Origin of the sequence: Serratia sp. Res13-Sevr-LER1-36-b, from assembly GCF_015673035.1 — a bacterium.
In the GTDB taxonomy this organism is placed as follows: domain Bacteria; phylum Pseudomonadota; class Gammaproteobacteria; order Enterobacterales; family Enterobacteriaceae; genus Chania; species Chania fonticola_C.
The window spans coordinates 185,487-200,861 of the sequence record NZ_JADACK010000018.1; the positions used below are offsets into that span (position 1 = coordinate 185,487).

At 55.3% G+C, this 15,375-nt stretch carries 11 protein-coding genes and 1 tRNA gene; 3 read left to right on the plus strand and 9 right to left on the minus strand.

The features are described 5' to 3' along the window. Positions 1 to 170 precede the first annotated feature (170 nt). Positions 171 to 740: a lipid IV(A) palmitoyltransferase PagP gene (pagP, locus tag IMQ33_RS12610; protein ID WP_083196292.1), complete on the plus strand. Its 570-nt coding sequence runs from the start codon at positions 171 to 173 to the stop codon at positions 738 to 740. Positions 741 to 922: 182 nt separating this feature from the next. Further along, a complete protein-coding gene (locus tag IMQ33_RS12615; RefSeq protein ID WP_196061916.1) occupies positions 923 to 2,380 on the plus strand; it encodes an AMP nucleosidase in 1,458 nt (485 codons plus the stop codon). Between the two features lie 30 nt (positions 2,381 to 2,410). Here IMQ33_RS12615 and nac read toward each other — a convergent pair whose 3' ends face one another. The 4 genes from nac to IMQ33_RS12635 form a co-directional block, all read right to left on the minus strand. Next, a complete protein-coding gene (gene nac / locus IMQ33_RS12620; protein ID WP_098930622.1) occupies positions 2,411 to 3,334 on the minus strand; it encodes a nitrogen assimilation transcriptional regulator NAC in 924 nt (307 codons plus the stop codon). A 243-nt stretch (positions 3,335 to 3,577) separates the two neighbouring features. Continuing rightward, the gene (locus IMQ33_RS12625; protein ID WP_196061917.1) at positions 3,578 to 8,158 is read right to left on the minus strand and encodes an FKBP-type peptidyl-prolyl cis-trans isomerase N-terminal domain-containing protein; all 4,581 of its coding nucleotides are present in this window, start codon (positions 8,156 to 8,158) and stop codon (positions 3,578 to 3,580) included. Continuing rightward, positions 8,155 to 8,595 carry a hypothetical protein gene (locus tag IMQ33_RS12630; RefSeq protein WP_065683298.1) on the minus strand — a complete coding sequence of 147 codons (441 nt, stop codon included), beginning with the start codon at positions 8,593 to 8,595 and terminating at the stop codon, positions 8,155 to 8,157. The genes IMQ33_RS12625 and IMQ33_RS12630 overlap by 4 nt, the downstream gene beginning before the upstream one ends. Before the next feature lie 212 nt (positions 8,596 to 8,807). Beyond that, positions 8,808 to 9,149: a hypothetical protein gene (locus tag IMQ33_RS12635; protein WP_196061918.1), complete on the minus strand. Its 342-nt coding sequence runs from the start codon at positions 9,147 to 9,149 to the stop codon at positions 8,808 to 8,810. A gap of 475 nt (positions 9,150 to 9,624) precedes the next feature. Here IMQ33_RS12635 and IMQ33_RS12640 point away from each other — a divergent pair. Next, positions 9,625 to 9,700: transfer RNA gene (locus IMQ33_RS12640), tRNA-Asn, on the plus strand. A gap of 61 nt (positions 9,701 to 9,761) precedes the next feature. Here IMQ33_RS12640 and IMQ33_RS12645 read toward each other — a convergent pair. From IMQ33_RS12645 to IMQ33_RS12665, 5 genes are read right to left on the minus strand one after another with little or no spacing between them, the layout of a single operon-like run. Further along, the gene (locus IMQ33_RS12645; RefSeq protein WP_196061919.1) at positions 9,762 to 10,862 is read right to left on the minus strand and encodes an alkylhydroperoxidase domain protein; all 1,101 of its coding nucleotides are present in this window, start codon (positions 10,860 to 10,862) and stop codon (positions 9,762 to 9,764) included. Then, on the minus strand, positions 10,859 to 11,905 hold the full coding sequence (locus IMQ33_RS12650) for a putative FMN-dependent luciferase-like monooxygenase (RefSeq protein ID WP_196061920.1): 1,047 nt from the start codon (positions 11,903 to 11,905) through the stop codon (positions 10,859 to 10,861). Before IMQ33_RS12650 ends, IMQ33_RS12645 begins: the two co-directional genes overlap by 4 nt. Then, positions 11,902 to 13,545 carry an ABC transporter ATP-binding protein gene (locus IMQ33_RS12655; RefSeq protein ID WP_161713634.1) on the minus strand — a complete coding sequence of 548 codons (1,644 nt, stop codon included), beginning with the start codon at positions 13,543 to 13,545 and terminating at the stop codon, positions 11,902 to 11,904. The genes IMQ33_RS12650 and IMQ33_RS12655 overlap by 4 nt, the downstream gene beginning before the upstream one ends. Continuing rightward, positions 13,542 to 14,432, minus strand: coding sequence for an ABC transporter permease (locus tag IMQ33_RS12660; protein ID WP_161713635.1), 891 nt, complete (start codon positions 14,430 to 14,432; stop codon positions 13,542 to 13,544). Before IMQ33_RS12660 ends, IMQ33_RS12655 begins: the two co-directional genes overlap by 4 nt. Then, positions 14,429 to 15,373, minus strand: coding sequence for an ABC transporter permease (locus tag IMQ33_RS12665; protein ID WP_196061921.1), 945 nt, complete (start codon positions 15,371 to 15,373; stop codon positions 14,429 to 14,431). Before IMQ33_RS12665 ends, IMQ33_RS12660 begins: the two co-directional genes overlap by 4 nt. Positions 15,374 to 15,375 lie beyond the last annotated feature (2 nt).

Here is a 15,375-nt window from a genome sequence, read left to right on the forward strand (position 1 = left end):
TCCATCCGCTCCACAAACCAGCCAATGAATTTTAACGATTACCAGAAAAGCGCCAGCCATCGGCTAGACTTTAACTTGTCAGGGTACTACTGCTGATGTGATACCTATAAAGAAAAAAATTGCGTCGTAAACAGAATAATATTGGCCATTACTCATCAAAGGAGCACGCTATGCGGACGTTTCTTGCAGTGGTCTGGACGGGGCTGTTGTTGCTAACCACGCCAACTCATGCAGCAGAACCGGAACCCAGCACCGGGCGGGTCTCGGGTTGGTGGAACTCTTTAACCAGCGGTGTCGCACAAACCTGGGAAGACCCGCAATACCACGATCTTTATCTGCCGTTTATCAGTTGGCACGCCCGTTTTATGTACGACGAGACGGACCATTACAATGAGATGCCATGGGGCGGCGGCTTTGGGATATCCCGCTATAACGAAGAAGGCGACTGGAGTGCCCTGTACGCGATGATGTTTAAAGACTCCCACAATGAGTGGCAGCCGATTGTCGGCTATGGCTGGGAAAAGGGCTGGTATCTGGATCAGAATCAAGATTTCCGCCTTGGGTTTGGTGTAACGGCGGGGATCACCGCACGTGAAGATTTCGGCAACTACATTCCATTGCCGATCGTGCTGCCACTGTTCTCCGCTAGCTATAAGCAAGCAACCGTTCAGTTCACCTATATCCCTGGTACCTACAACAACGGCAACGTGCTGTTTGCCTGGTTACGCTTTAGTTTTTAGTTTGGCGTCATTATATGAGTGGGCGCAGCATTCAGCGCCCCTATCTCACGAGCCAATTGAGGTTTTTCAGCAATAAAGCTCCCTGAACCTTATCGCTACTTCGCGCGAGTCCTACCGCAGATAGATTCATTCGGCCAACGCTTTACGCTATGCTGGGGTATCGCAAGAACCGAGGAAAAACAATGAATACCCCTGAAAAAAAGTCGCTGACTGCCCTGCAAGCCATCGACCAACTCGAAGTACTGTATGACGCATCGGTCAATGCCTTACGCGCTGCCATCAAACAATTTATCGCGGATGGCACCCTGCCAGAGGCGCAGGCCCGAGCCTCGGGGCTGTTTTCCTACCCGGAACTGCGCGTGCGTTGGGACGGTGAGCATCCCGATCATCCAAGAACCCGCGCCTATGGCCGTTTTACCCGGCCCGGCAGCTACACCACCACCATCACCCGGCCGCAGTTGTTCCGCCCTTATCTTGCCGAACAGCTAGCCATGCTGACCAGTGAATATGCCGCCGTAATCGAGGTGGTTCCCTCTCAACAGGAGATCCCCTTCCCTTATGTGATTGACGGCTCCGATCTGGCCTTGGACAGAACCATGAGTGCCGGGCTTACCAAGCATTTCCCCACTACCGAACTGGCGCAGATTGGCGATGAAAATGCAGACGGCCTGTCTCCTTTTGCCAACCATTTTCCACTCTCCCATTTCGACGCACTGCGGACCGATTTCTCGCTAGCCCGCCTGCGGCATTACACCGGCACGCCAGTGGAACATTTTCAGCACTTTGTGTTGTTCACCAACTACACGCGCTATGTCGATGAGTTTGTCCGCTGGGCGTGTAGCCAGATCGCGGATCCGGCCAGCCCCTATATCGCCCTGTCTTGCGCCGGTGGAAACTTTGTAACGGCAGAAACGCCAAATCCAGAGCAGACGGTGTCCGATCTGGCCTGGAAAAACCACCAGATGCCCGCCTATCACCTGATCGCCAACGATGGCCAAGGGATCACGCTGGTCAATATCGGTGTTGGCCCTTCCAATGCCAAAACCATCTGCGATCACCTGGCAGTGCTGCGCCCCCATGCCTGGCTGATGATTGGCCACTGCGGCGGCCTGCGGGAAAGCCAGTCGATTGGCGATTACGTGTTGGCCCACGCCTACCTGCGTGACGATCATGTTTTAGATTCAGTGCTGCCACCGGATATCCCAATCCCAAGCATCGCGGAAGTTCAGCGCGCGCTGTATGACGCCACCAAAACGGTAAGCGGTATGCCGGGAGAAGCGGTAAAACAGCGCTTACGCACCGGTACGGTGGTCACCACCGACGATCGCAACTGGGAGCTGCGCTATTCGGCTTCCGCACTGCGCTTTAACCTCAGCCGCGCCGTCGCCGTCGATATGGAAAGCGCCACCATCGCAGCGCAGGGTTATCGCTTCCGAGTGCCTTATGGCACGCTGCTGTGCGTGTCTGATAAACCGCTACACGGCGAGATCAAACTGCCAGGGCAGGCCAACCGTTTCTACGAAGGCGCGATTTCGGAACACTTGCAGATCGGGATTTGTGCCATCGACCTGCTGCGAGCTGAGGGTGAACACCTGCATTCACGCAAACTGCGCACCTTCAACGAGCCGCCGTTCCGCTGATCCAAAGGCTGGGCGCCGAATGCGGCGCCCCTACAGCGCCAAAGCCAGCACTCGCGTCGGTTGATGATGGCTGGCGGTAATTTCCAGCAGGATCTCCCTCACCGCTCCCGCTGCCGCAGTGAGCGGCTTTTGGCCGCAAACCACTAACGCCAGCGGTATCGAAAGCGCCGGAGCATTGAGGCGGATCATCCAGGCCTTGGCAGGGCCGATAATTGCCCTGGCAATCGATTCTGGCAGGATCGTCGCACCCATCCCGCTAGCGATTGCAGCGCAAAGCATGCTGTGTGATTCGATCTCACCAATCACATTCGCCGTGAGTTGGCGCAGCGCCAGAGCCTCATCGACCAGGTCGCGCACCACGTCCCCCTCACGTGGCAAGAACAGATTAAACCGGCTCACCGCCGATAAATCGATGCTGTTGCCCGGATGAGGGATACTTCTCGCTGCGACCAGATACAAATCTTCTTTCGCCAACGCCGTAACGCTCAGATTCGGTGGCATATTCTGCCCGTACATCACCGCCATATCCAGAGCCTGCGTCGCCACCTGTTGGCTCAACGTATTACCAATATTTTCATGCAGGCTCAGCAAAATCCCAGGGTGCCGATCGCGTACCGCTTGCAACAGCGGCAGCGCCAACTGCGAGGCCGCACTACCTTGCACCAGGCCGATCGCCACCTGCCCAGCCAGCGTTTCCCCACTGCTGATCACCGCTTGTTGGGCCTGCTCACACTGCTGAAGAATGGTTTGCGCATGCGCATAAAGAATATTGCCAGCCTCTGTGGGCATCACTCCTCGTTTGGTTCGGATTAGCAATTGCTGTTTCAGTTCCCCTTCCAGGGTGGCAACTTGCTGGCTCAGCGCAGGCTGCGCAATATGCAACACCTCCGCCGCCTGGGTCAGGCTGCCGATATCGACGATCTTTACGAAATACTTCAAGCGTCTGAAATTCATCGTGGCTCCTAGCTGCGGTTAACTGCATTTAATATCAACTATTGCAACTACAGCAAAAAACGGGCCAGGCAGAATAAGCGGTGTGTTATCAGTCTAAGTGATTAAAAAATAATGAAAGGTAGCGATAAGGCGGGATTGGATGAAGGGGTAAAGCCTGACGATGCACCACGCTGGGGCATTACCAGTCCCCAGCGTGGTTCAGCTAAAAAAACCCGCCAATCGTCTGGCGGGTTTGTTATTGGGTTACGGAGCTTTTTGCTCGGAGGCCGGTATCACATCCAGTATGCGTACGTTGTAGACCATGGTCGCGCCCGGTGGAATATCCGGTGCCATGCCTTTCTCGCCATAGGCCAGTTCAGGCGGCACCACCAGCGTCATGTTACCGTGGTTCTTCAACTTGCCTAGCGCTTCGCGGAACAGCGGTGGGTAAGCGCTCAGCGGCTGCGAAATTGAAGTGCCAGCCAGATCCATATCCTTGATCACTTTACCGTTGGTCAAGCTCTCTTTAACCACCACGGCGACGGTATCACCCTCACCAATCACGCTATCGCCAACATAATCGATGCGGTAATAGAAGCCTTGCTTAGACTGAACAACGCGTGGCTGCTTCTTGAACTTATCGATATAGCTGCTGCCTTGCTTTTCGTTCTGCTGTTTGATCTTTTTATGCTGATCGTTCAGCTCCAACTCACTTTCATACAAGGCTTTGGCAATCTGTTCTTTGGCCAGTTTGGTCTGGCCATTGATCACATCGGTCACGCCTGCCAGCGCCAGTTGGCGGTTCACGTCTACACCCTGCGTCTTTTTGCTGTTGAGCAAATCCAGGATGTCATTACCCAACGCGGTGCCGATCGCATAATCGCGTTTTTCAACCTGCGTTTTAGGCTCCTTGACCACCGACATGCCAGCCGTTTGCTTTTTCTCGGCTGCGGTCAGCTTTTGCTGTAGCTGGGCAAGTTCCTGCGCCTTCTGCTCATTGTCTTTGGTTTGTGCCGCCAACTGCTCTTGCAGCTTGGCACTCTCCTGTTGACTCGTCTGCTGCAACTGAGCGATTTGCTGGGCTTTCTGCTCACTGTCTTTGGTCTGAGCGGCCAACTGTTCTTGCAGTTTGGCTGTCTCCTGCTGACTTGCCTGCTGCAACTGGGCTATCTGCTGGGCTTTCTGCTCGCTGTCTTTAGTCTTAGCGGCCAACTGTTCTTGCAGCTTCGCACTCTCCTGCTGACTCGCCTGCTGCAACTGGGCGATCTGCTGGGCTTTCTGCTCACTGTCTTTGGTCTGAGCGGCTAACTGCTCCTGCAGCTTGGCGCTCTCCTGTTGACTCGCCTGTTGCAACTTGGCGATCTGCTGGGCTTTCTGCTCACTGTCTTTGGTCTGAGCGGCCAACTGCTCCTGCAGCTTGGCACTTTCCTGCTGACCCGTCTTCTGCAACTGAGCGATCTGCTGCGCTTTCTGCTCGCTGTCTTTAGTCTGAGCGGCCAACTGCTCCTGCAGCTTGGCACTCTCCTGCTGACTAGCCTGCTGCAACTGGGCAATCTGCTGCGTTTTCTGCTCACTGTCTTTGGTCTGAACGGCTAACTGCTCCTGCAACTTCGCCAATTCCTGCTGGCTTTGCTGGAGTTGTTTAACCTGCTGAGCCTTCTGATCGTTATCTTTGCCATAAACCGTCAACTGTTCTTGCAGCTGCTTTATCTGCTGCGCTTTCTGTTCACTGTCTTTGGTCTGCACGGTCAGTTGATCTTGCAGTTTCGCCAACGTCAGCAGCTCTTGCTGCAATTTCTTCATTTGCTGAGCTTGTTGCACGAAATCTTTGTTATTCAGCGCCAATTGCTCCTGCAACTGCTTGGCCTGTAGCGCTTTTTGTTCGCTCTCCTTGGCCTGTGCAGCCAGTTGAGCCTGCAACTTGGCCAACTCTTGCTGGCCTTGCTGGAGTTGCTTCACCTGCAGGGCTTTCTGCTCATTATCCTTACTGGAAGCGGCTAACTGTTCCTGCAGCTGTTTGACCTGCTGCACTTTCTGCTCGCTGTCCTTAGCCTGAGTAGCTAACTGAGCCTGCAGCTTGACCAGCTCTTGCTGGTTTTGTTGCAGCTGTTTCAGCTGTAGCGCTTTCTCATCATTGGCTTTGGTTTGTGCGGCTAATTGCTCTTGCAGTTTGCTACTGGCCTGTTGCAACTGTTTCACCTGCTCGGCTTTTTGCTCGCTGTCTTTGGTCTGGATAACTAGCTGTGCCTGCAACTCTGCGACGGTTTGCTTATTTTGTTGCAACTGCATCACTTGCTGCGCTTTCTGCTCATTATCTTTGGTTTGCGCGGTCAACTGCTCCTGCAGCCTGGCGCTGGTCTGCTGCAGCTGCTTCATCTGTTCGGCTTTCAACTCACTGTCTTTGGTCTGAGCGGCCAACTGTTCTTGCAGTTTTGCCAACGACTGTTGGTTTTGCTGCAGTTGTTTTAACTGCTGGGCTTTTTCATCAAGACCCTGGGTTTGCACGGTCAGTTGCTCCTGCAACTTGGCGCTCGCCTGTTGCAACTGCTTCACCTGTTCGGCTTTTTGCTCGCTGTCTTTGGTTTGGGCAGCCAGTTGTTCTTGCAGCTTCGCCATCGCCTGTTGGGTCTTCTGCTCGTTCTCTTTGCTGCGCGCCGCTAACTGATCTTGCAGTTGTGTTACCTGCAGGGCCTTTTGCTCACGCTCTTTGGTCTGAGCGGCCAACTGTTCCTGCAACTTGGCCAACGCCTGCTGGTTTTGCTGTAGCTGTGTAGCCAATTGGGCTTTTTCATCGTTAACTTTGGCTTGTGCCGTCAACTGCTCCTGCAACTTGGCGCTCGCCTGTTGCAACTGCTTCACCTGTTCGGCTTTCTGCTCACTGTCTTTGGTTTGGGCAGCCAGCTGTTCTTGCAGCTTCGCCATCGCCTGTTGGGTCTTCTGCTCGTTCTCTTTGCTGCGCGCCGCTAACTGATCTTGCAGTTGTGTTACCTGCAGGGCCTTTTGCTCACGCTCTTTGGTCTGGGCAGCCAACTGTTCTTGCAACTTCGCCAACGCCTGCTGGTTTTGCTGTAGCTGTGTAGCCAATTGGGCTTTTTCATCGTTAACTTTGGCTTGTGCCGTCAACTGCTCCTGCAACTTGGCGCTCGCCTGTTGCAACTGCTTCACCTGTTCGGCTTTCTGCTCGCTGTCTTTGGTTTGGGCAGCCAGCTGTTCTTGCAGCTTCGCCATCGCCTGTTGAGTCTTCTGCTCGTTCTCTTTGCTGCGCGCCGCTAACTGATCTTGCAGTTGTGTTACCTGCAGGGCCTTTTGCTCACGCTCTTTGGTCTGGGTAGCCAACTGTTCTTGCAGCTTCGCCAATGCCTGCTGGTTTTGCTGTAGCTGTGTAGCCAACTGGGCTTTTTCATCGGTAGTTTTCGTTTGAGCCGCGATCTGTTGCTCTTGCAGCTTGGCGCTGGCCTGCTGCAACTGCTTAATTTGTTCGGCTTTCTGCTCGCTGTCTTTGGTTTGGACGGCCAGCTGTTCTTGCAGCTTTGCCATCGCCTGCTGGTTTTTTTGCGCCGATTCTTTGTTGCGTGTCGTCAGCTGTTCTTGCAGCTGTTTGACCAGTTGGGCTTTGTATTCACTGTCTTTGGTCTGTGTGGCTAACTGCTCTTGGAGCTTCGCCAACGCCTGCTGATTTTGCTGCAGCTGTTTGGCCTGCTCGGCTTTTTCATCGTTAGTTTTAGCATACGCCGTCAGTTGCTCTTGCAACTTGGCACCAGCCTGCTGCAACTGCTTCACCTGTTCGGCTTTCTGCTCGCTGTCTTTGGTTTGGGCAGCCAGTTGCTCCTGCAGTTTCGCCATCGCCTGCTGGGACTTCTGGTCATTCTCTTTGCTACGTGCTGACAGTTGATCTTGCAGCTGTGTTACCTGCAAGGCTTTTTGTTCACTGTCTTTTGCCTGGGCAGCCAACTGTGCTTGCAGTTTCGCCAACGCCTGCTGATTTTGCTGCAGTTGCTTGGCCTGCTCGGCTTTTTCATCGTTAGTTTTAGCATACGCCGTCAGTTGCTCTTGCAACTTGGCACCAGCCTGCTGCAACTGTTTCACCTGCTCGGCTTTCTGCTGGCTGTCTTTGGTTTGGGCAGCCAGTTGATCCTGCAGCTTCGCCATCGCCTGCTGGGACTTCTGTTCATTCTCTTTGCTACGCGCTGACAGTTGATCCTGCAGTTGGGCTATGGCCTGCTGATTTTGCTGTAACGTTTGCTGCAGTTGCTTGATCTGTTGCGCTTTTTGTTCGTTATCTTTGGTTTGCGCTGCCAACTCTTGCTGCAATTGCGAGCTGTTACGTTGCTCCTGCTGTTGCAGCTTCATTTGCTGCATCTGCCGCTCGCTTTCCTTGGCCTGTGCGGCAAGCTGCTGCTGCAGCCGCGTATTTTCCCGCTGGCTTTGCTCAATGGCCTGTTGCAGACGCGCCAACTCTGCAGAAGAGCCCGCTGACCGAGATTGCGCTTTACGCAACTGCTCAAGAGCCGCTTCCTGACTGGTGACTTTGGCTTTCAGCTGATTGATGGTTGCCTGCAGCGTCTTCATCTCGCGAATACGCTCACTGCCCCTCTCGTCCGCCGACTTTGCCAGTGCGTTAGGCTTGCTGCTGGCAGGTTTACTGCTTTTGGGTCCTGCAGGTTCTGCTGTATCCAGTTGTGAAGGCGTTAGAAACAGTAGTGCCGGAGCCTCATCCACCTGGCGTGTGATCGCTTCCAGTGAATTCAACGCATGGGCATCGGGAGTAACCACCTCCTCAGCCCTTACGACTCCTAGCGGTAACGCCAACGTCAACAAGGCACCGCAATATATCCTGCGTTTCATTTCACGCTTTCCCCTCTCTGGATCAAGCCTTGCAGGACGTCACGTTCGATCTCGGCACATAACTGATTGGTCTTGTATTTGTACAACGCATCAAGGGTGTCTTTGGTTGTCGAATTGACATCGCCGCGTACCGCGCTATAAACCGAGGCATTGTTCACCAGACGGTTAAAGTTGGCCTGCTTGACCGCGTAAGCCTTCGGATTAACCTGCTTGAGTGACGCCAACTCGCTTTGGCAAAGGCCAATTTTGCTGGTTTTGGCTTCTACGGCAGCCGGTTGGGGTGGCGGGGACACGCTGATCTGCTGAGGGGGAGCTTGTACGGTGGTCGCTGGCGAGTCTTCTTGCGAACGGGTCTGTGCGGTTTTCTGGCATCCTGCCAACAACACACCACTGCACAGTATTACGCCTAAACAGAGGTTCTTTTGGGTGCTTATCATCGAAAATTCCTTTCAAAAAATTCCGTTACCGATAGTCAACTCAGACAAGATCGGCTATATCCTGGATAAATAATATGTGCATTTTTCTGCAATGATATAGAGGTGGCTCTTTAGTAGCAAACATTCACTGGAACTATACTATGGCCGCTCATTGCCCCGACGCTTGCAACGTTCGCCATGGCCAATTAACTTAACGAATACTTAACCGGGTTTCATCGGTGACCTGCATAGCGCAATAATGCGCCTGCAATTTGCCCGCGATTTAACATGCCCACGACGTTTATGAAGTGCAAAATAATACTGGTATTTTTTATATCCAGCAACTCCGCAAGCGAGCTTGAACGCCGAGTTGCGGGGCAAAAACGGCGCTTGCCGCCAGGAAGGACCAAGACACTCTCCCGCATACAACAGCATTCACTCTGGTTTTTGGGTAAAAAAAACCGCAAAGCCATAAAATAAATAATATTAAAAACAATAACATACATGGAAATCTGACGATATTCACCGCTATCATCGGAACCCCATTTTTCCGAATGGAAATGACTATTACCCATGATTGAAAATAGATGTTTATATTATTAAAAACGCATTTTTTGGCGATTTACTCCACTCGCATCCGGGTGATTTTCTAGAGCGGCAGTGCAATCTAAAGATTTATCCGAGGCACTCTGATTGTTGCGTCAAAAATACAGGACTTGATGATAATCCTTAAGCTGACTTCCCCCACTGATTATTAGGAACAATCCACACAAATTACAGGAAACATCTTAGTAAAAAATCCCATTTCCCCACCTTATAATTAGGAACTTTCTTGGGTTTGCTCTTTAAAATATCAACACCACGCAAAAATCAGGATTAACTCGCAAAATGCCTCGGTCTGCAATGATGGCGACCTGCCTGCCGGTGATAAAGTTTAACCTGCTGGAAAATAAGCCAATTTGCTCACAACCTCGACAAACGGAACATTTGTGCATTTTCATGCTTTACAAGCCCCATCGGCACCGCTATTATTCGCCCCGTTCACACGATTCCTCTGTAGTTCAGTCGGTAGAACGGCGGACTGTTAATCCGTATGTCACTGGTTCGAGTCCAGTCAGAGGAGCCATATTTAGAAAAGCCCGCTTAGGTAACTAAGCGGGCTTTTTGCTGTTTAAACACCGTGTGACTCAATCGTCATAAGGTTCGCCGAGCGTGAGCATCAAGCGGTTGGCCCAGGCAAAGAAGGCCGTCGCCTGCACCAGGTCCAATAGCTCCAGTTCGCCCAACCCTTGTTCGCGTAACGCAGCCAACTGAGCCGCATTGGCCTGCGGTGGCGTAGCCGAAAGCGCGGCGGCAAAGTCTATTTGCGTACGCCAATCCTCACCCTGCCCCTCGCTCAAGATCCCTCCAGGCGCGACATCCAACAGGCGCTGCACCTCTTCTGCCCTTTTGGATAACTGCGCCGCTTTACGCGCATGCACCGAAGCACAGTAAATACAGCCGTTCACCTTGCTGGCCACCGCCGCAGCCAACTCCCGATCCTGGCGGGCCAGACCACCAGCGGTGTAGAAAATGGCCCTATCCGTGATGGTTCGTTGTTCCAACACCGCATGATCTCGCGCCAACAAACGGAAATAGTCAGAATTCGCGTGACCGAACTTGGTCAGCAAGGCTTTTCCCGGCTCGTCAAACGCCTCCAAGGGTTTAGCAGCAATCCAAGGCTCCCATCCCAACTCCTGGCTGGTGAACGCAGGCGGTGCATGGCGGCCACTGGTTGTATGGCTCGCAGTGCGCCAAGCGGAGGCTCGGACGGGAGCACGACCGCTGGTCGCTACCGGCAATCCAGCCAGCAAGCGGTAGCCGAACAACAGACGGCTCTGGAAACTGACAAAGGCGATCAGTTGTGACAGCGTGACAATGTCATCCAACGACCACCCCGCCTGTTGCAGGGCCTGTAAGTGTTTGGCTTCGGTCCCGGCAGGCTTGAAGGCCAGGCGTTCTGCATGATCCAATGCAGCCTGCAAACGTGGGCCGTCTGCGGGCTGAGCTTGTTGCAATTGGGCATAATGCGCCGCCAGTTGCCGATCGCCGTGCCATTCACTGATACGTTGTGCCAACAGCAGGCGCTCCGCAATCCCAAAACCGCCCACATCCTGTGGCGCGAACAGCCGCTGATAGCTGGCCTCAATCCCGTCGGTGGCCGCCTGACGTGTTGCTCTGGCCTGTGCCAAAGGAGAGTCTGGGGCGATTTCAGCCAGTCTGGTCAGGTGATCCTGGGTGTCGGTCATACGTTTTCCTCTGCGTGATGTGAATAAGCCAACGAGGCAGGATTGCGCCGCTGCCAGCCCAGTGCCGGTGCAACGTCGCGAGCAATCAGCTCAATGGAGCGCAAAATATAGGCGTGTGGCGGATCGATAGAGTGCACCTGAAATGCCAAATCGGTGACGCGGGCCAGCGCGCTATCGCGTTGTAACGAGGCGATCACCTGCTCTGGCGTACCGAGATGCACGTCAAAAGCGCGGATCAGGCCGTCGAGCGACTCATCCTGCACCTGATGCCCACTGGCGCGTAAACGTTCCAATCCGCGGCTAAGCCCTTGTGCAGCAAAATCACGTGCACGGTTCTGATCTTCGGTCACAAAAGCGGTGCGCGATCCCATGATGCGCGGCTCTACCCCTGGTGGCAGTGCGGCAAGATAGGCGTCAATAATCGGATTTTGCAGCTCATCGAGTGGCGTATCCGGGGCAGTTAGTGGCCTGGGTTGAGTACGTGACAGCATCAGCCCATCCCCAGCCTTACCGGCCCGGATCCCACCTTCAATCGAGAAGGTGGCTTGCCAGACGCGTTTTTTCAGTTGGGGAGCGGCCGGATAGAGTCGGTTGGCGGCATTGCCGAGCGCTTCGCCACCCCAGGCGTCCAGCAGAATACGTAAATTATCGTTAAACGCCGCATTGCGCCGCTCGGCATCAATACCAAAAGCGCTAAACGAAGACGGGGTTCCACCCGCCGCCAGCCCCACTTCCAACCGGCCACCAGATAGCAGATCCAACACCGCCGTATCTTCCGCCACGCGCACGGCAGACTCCATTGGCAAGGTGATCACCCCAGTCCCCAAACGAATATGCCGGGTGTGCGCCGCAGCCTGAGCCAAAAAAACCAGGGGTGAAGGCAGCCCGCCCTCATCCTGATGAAAATGGTGCTGCGCTACCCAGGCGGTGTCGAACCCGGCGCGTTCGGCATGGACAATTTGCTCGGTGGCCAGCCGGTAACGTTCCTGAGCACTGCCGTTATCCAGCAGGCGGGTAAAAAAGCCGAGACGTTTAGCGCTCATGAGGCATCCTTCAAAGTTTGATACATCCCACGGCCAGGAATGGCCGCAATCAATTGGCGGGTATAGTCACTGCCCGGCTGGGCAAATATCTTGGCGGTAGTGCCCACATCTACCTGCTCCCCACGGCACAGCACCGAGACGCTGTGCGAGATTTGCCGCACCGTCGCCAGATCGTGCGAGATAAACAGGTAGGTCAGCCCCAACTCTCGCTGTAGCTGCTCTAATAAGTGCAGGATTTGCGCCTGCACGGTCACGTCTAGCGCCGAGGTGGCTTCATCCAATACCAGCACCCGAGGTTGCAGTATCAGAGCACGGGCGATGGCGACCCGTTGGCGTTGGCCACCAGAAAGCTCACGCGGTTTGCGCGTCAAGAGCTCGGCAGGCAGAGCAACTCGCTCGAACAGTTCCCGCACCCGCCGGTAACGCTCAGCCTTGGCGACAGGCTCAAAGTTGAGCAACGGCTCTTCGATCGCCTGATACAAGGTTTGCGCCGGATCGAGCGAAGCAAAGGGGTTTTGATAGACCAGTTGGATACGCCGCCGAAACTGGCGCAGCGCCTCGCCCTTTAGCCGGGTAAAATCGACGCCGTCGATGATGATTTGCCCAGCATCCGGCCGCTGAAAACCCAGCAGGCAGCGGGCCAAGGTGGTTTTACCGGAGCCAGACTCGCCGACAAGCGCATGTGTGGTGCCGCGCTGCACGCTGAACGACACCCGATCCAAAGCGCGGAACGGCTGCCCGCCTCTGCCAGCAAAACGGAAATCCTTCACCAGTTCGTTGACGACGATAGCCGGTTCTACCTTACGGGCGATCGCTGGCGGAGCGACGGAGGCCAGTGAAGGCACTTCGGCAAACAAGCGGCGGGTATATTCATGCGCCGGTGCCTGCAATACCGCCGCCGTTTGCCCCTGTTCTTGTACCCTGCCATGACGAAATACCAGCAGCCGATCGGCCCGTTCCGCCGCCACGCCCAAATCATGGGTGACGAACAGCACCGCCGTGCCAAACTCCTGACGCAGTTCGTCGATCAGATCGAGAATGCGTTTTTGCACCGTTACGTCTAGCGCGCTGGTCGGTTCATCGGCAATGATCAACGCGGGCCGTAACGCAATGGCGATAGCAATCAGCACCCGCTGCTTCATGCCGCCGGAAAGCTCATGCGGATACTGACGCGCCCGCAATTCAGGGTGAGTCAACCCCACGCGAGTGAGTAACTCCACTACCCGAAGCTGTACCAGCTTGCGTGGCAGGCGTTGGTGAATATTGATGATCTCGGCAACCTGCTCACCGATGGTTTTAACCGGGTTCAGCGAACTGGCGGGATCTTGCGGGATCAGGCTTATCTGCGCACCACGCACCGCATCCAACTGGCACGGTGACCAGTGCGCAATATCGGTGCCATTGAGCCGGATCGCCCCCTGCTCCAGGCGGCCATTTTCCGCCAGCAGGCCGATAATCGCCTGGGCCGTGGTGGTTTTCCCCGATCCAGACTCCCCAACCAGGGCAACGACTTCCCCCGGCTGAATGGTAAAAGAAACATTGTGCACTACCCGCTGGCTGCTGTTGCCCTGCTGATAGGCGATAGAAACGTTATCCAGTTCCAGCAGTGGCACAGGTGAAACGGTTGTCTGTGGGTTCATCGGCGCGCGCTCCCTAATGCATGGCTGATTCGGTTGGCGGCCAGCACCACGGCAACCACCATCAGGCCGGGGAAGGTAGTCAGCCACCAGGCCGTTGAGATGTAGTTACGCCCTTCGGCGATCAGCAAGCCCCATTCCGGCGTGGGCGGTGGCGTGCCGTATCCCAGAAAACTCAGGGTGGCAATCGCCAGAATGGCATTGCCAAACTGCAGGGCAGAGAATGCAATCACCGAGGTCAGCGAATTAGGCAGAATATGGCGCCATAGCACCGCCCAAAAGTGCCCGCCGCTGCCGTAGGCCGCTTCAACGTAGTCGCTGTGCCGCACCCGCAGCACCTCCGCACGTGCCAGACGCGCAAAGTTGGCCACCGACGAGATCCCCACCGCCAGCGCCGCATTCACCGTGCCGAAGCCCAGCAGGATAATTACGCTCAAAGAAAGCAGCAGCCCAGGGATCGACAGCAAAACATCAACCAAGCGCATCACAACATCATCGACGATGCCGCCTAAAGCCCCGGCGACCAGGCCCAGCGACGTCCCCACAACCAGCCCCAGCGCTACGGCAACTAGCGCTGCGGATAAAGTGTGCGATGCGCCATAGACGATCCGGGCGTAGAGATCGCGCCCCAGCGGATCGGTGCCAAGCCAGTGTTCACCACCGGGTGCCAGACGTTGTGCCCCGGCAATCCCTTCCGTGCCGCTGTACGCAGTAAAGAGTTCTGGGGCGATCGCCCATAGCACAGCGATCCCAAGCACGATCCAGGCTAGCCACAGGCTAAGCGGATAACGCCGCTGAGCGCGCCTGGCTGTGCGTACACTCCCTTCGGCTTCCCCACCGGACAGATCGCGTTCCGGCATCACGGATTTTTCCAACGGAATACTGCTCATCGGGTCGCTCCTGCATAGGTTTTCAGTCTGGGATCGAGCAACGGGAACAGCAGATCGACCAGCAGATTGAGGAAGACAAAGGCGGCGGCAGAGATCATCACCACCGCCTGTAACACCGCCACATCCTGGTTCACGACCGCCTGCTGTGTCAGTTGCCCCAGGCCACTGCGGCCAAATACGGTTTCGGTGATCAGCGCTCCGGCGATCAGTTCGCCAAACAAAATGCCCGCGATAGTCAGCACCGGCAGCATGGCGTTGCGCGCCACATGTCGCCACAGCACTCCGCTACGGCTAGCCCCTTTGGCACGCGCCACCGCCACAAACGGCTGAGTTTGCACGCTATCAATACTGCGGATCAGGATCTGCGCCAGCGGTGCAGAGATTGGGATTGCCAAGGTGGCGATCGGCAACAGTAGGCCAACCCACTCGCCTGGATTAATGATCGGCACCAGCTTCAGCCGGAATGAGAAGATCTGGATCAACACGATGCCAAGCCAGAAGGTGGGAACCGACACAAACAGCGCAGGCAGCGATTGCAGCGCCGATTTCAGCCAGCCAAAACCGATCAGATTGGAGACAAAGGCAATGACCAGTGCCAACAGCAAGGCCAGGGTGAAACCCAGCACCGCCAGTTGCAGGGTGGCAGGCAGGTTGGCAGCCAGCAAGGCACTCACCGGCACGCCGTTCTGAATCGAATAGCCCAAATCACCGCGCAGGAAATTCCCCTGCGTATGCAGATATTGCTGCCACAGGGGGATATCGGCACCGTAGGCGGCACGCATGTCGGCAATCTGCGCCGGACTAAGGCCCATATCCGGGTTCTGAAATTTAATCAGGATCGCATCGCCTGGCAGCACCTGCAGCAAGATAAACGACAGCGTAAATGCCGCCCACAGCACCAGCAACGCCTGCCCGGTTCGGCCACTCAGGTATTTCAGCATCT

Bases quoted from the DNA above. Each gene is read 5' to 3' on its own strand.
- pagP (WP_083196292.1), top strand. From the start codon at position 171: ATGCGGACGTTTCTTGCAGTGGTCTGGACGGGGCTGTTGTTGCTAACC.
- IMQ33_RS12615 (WP_196061916.1), top strand. From the start codon at position 923: ATGAATACCCCTGAAAAAAAGTCGCTGACTGCCCTGCAAGCCATCGAC.
- nac (WP_098930622.1), bottom strand. From the start codon at position 3,334: ATGAATTTCAGACGCTTGAAGTATTTCGTAAAGATCGTCGATATCGGC.
- IMQ33_RS12625 (WP_196061917.1), bottom strand. From the start codon at position 8,158: ATGAAACGCAGGATATATTGCGGTGCCTTGTTGACGTTGGCGTTACCG.
- IMQ33_RS12630 (WP_065683298.1), bottom strand. From the start codon at position 8,595: ATGATAAGCACCCAAAAGAACCTCTGTTTAGGCGTAATACTGTGCAGT.
- IMQ33_RS12635 (WP_196061918.1), bottom strand. From the start codon at position 9,149: ATGGGTAATAGTCATTTCCATTCGGAAAAATGGGGTTCCGATGATAGC.
- IMQ33_RS12645 (WP_196061919.1), bottom strand. From the start codon at position 10,862: ATGACCGACACCCAGGATCACCTGACCAGACTGGCTGAAATCGCCCCA.
- IMQ33_RS12650 (WP_196061920.1), bottom strand. From the start codon at position 11,905: ATGAGCGCTAAACGTCTCGGCTTTTTTACCCGCCTGCTGGATAACGGC.
- IMQ33_RS12655 (WP_161713634.1), bottom strand. From the start codon at position 13,545: ATGAACCCACAGACAACCGTTTCACCTGTGCCACTGCTGGAACTGGAT.
- IMQ33_RS12660 (WP_161713635.1), bottom strand. From the start codon at position 14,432: ATGAGCAGTATTCCGTTGGAAAAATCCGTGATGCCGGAACGCGATCTG.
- IMQ33_RS12665 (WP_196061921.1), bottom strand. From the start codon at position 15,373: ATGCTGAAATACCTGAGTGGCCGAACCGGGCAGGCGTTGCTGGTGCTG.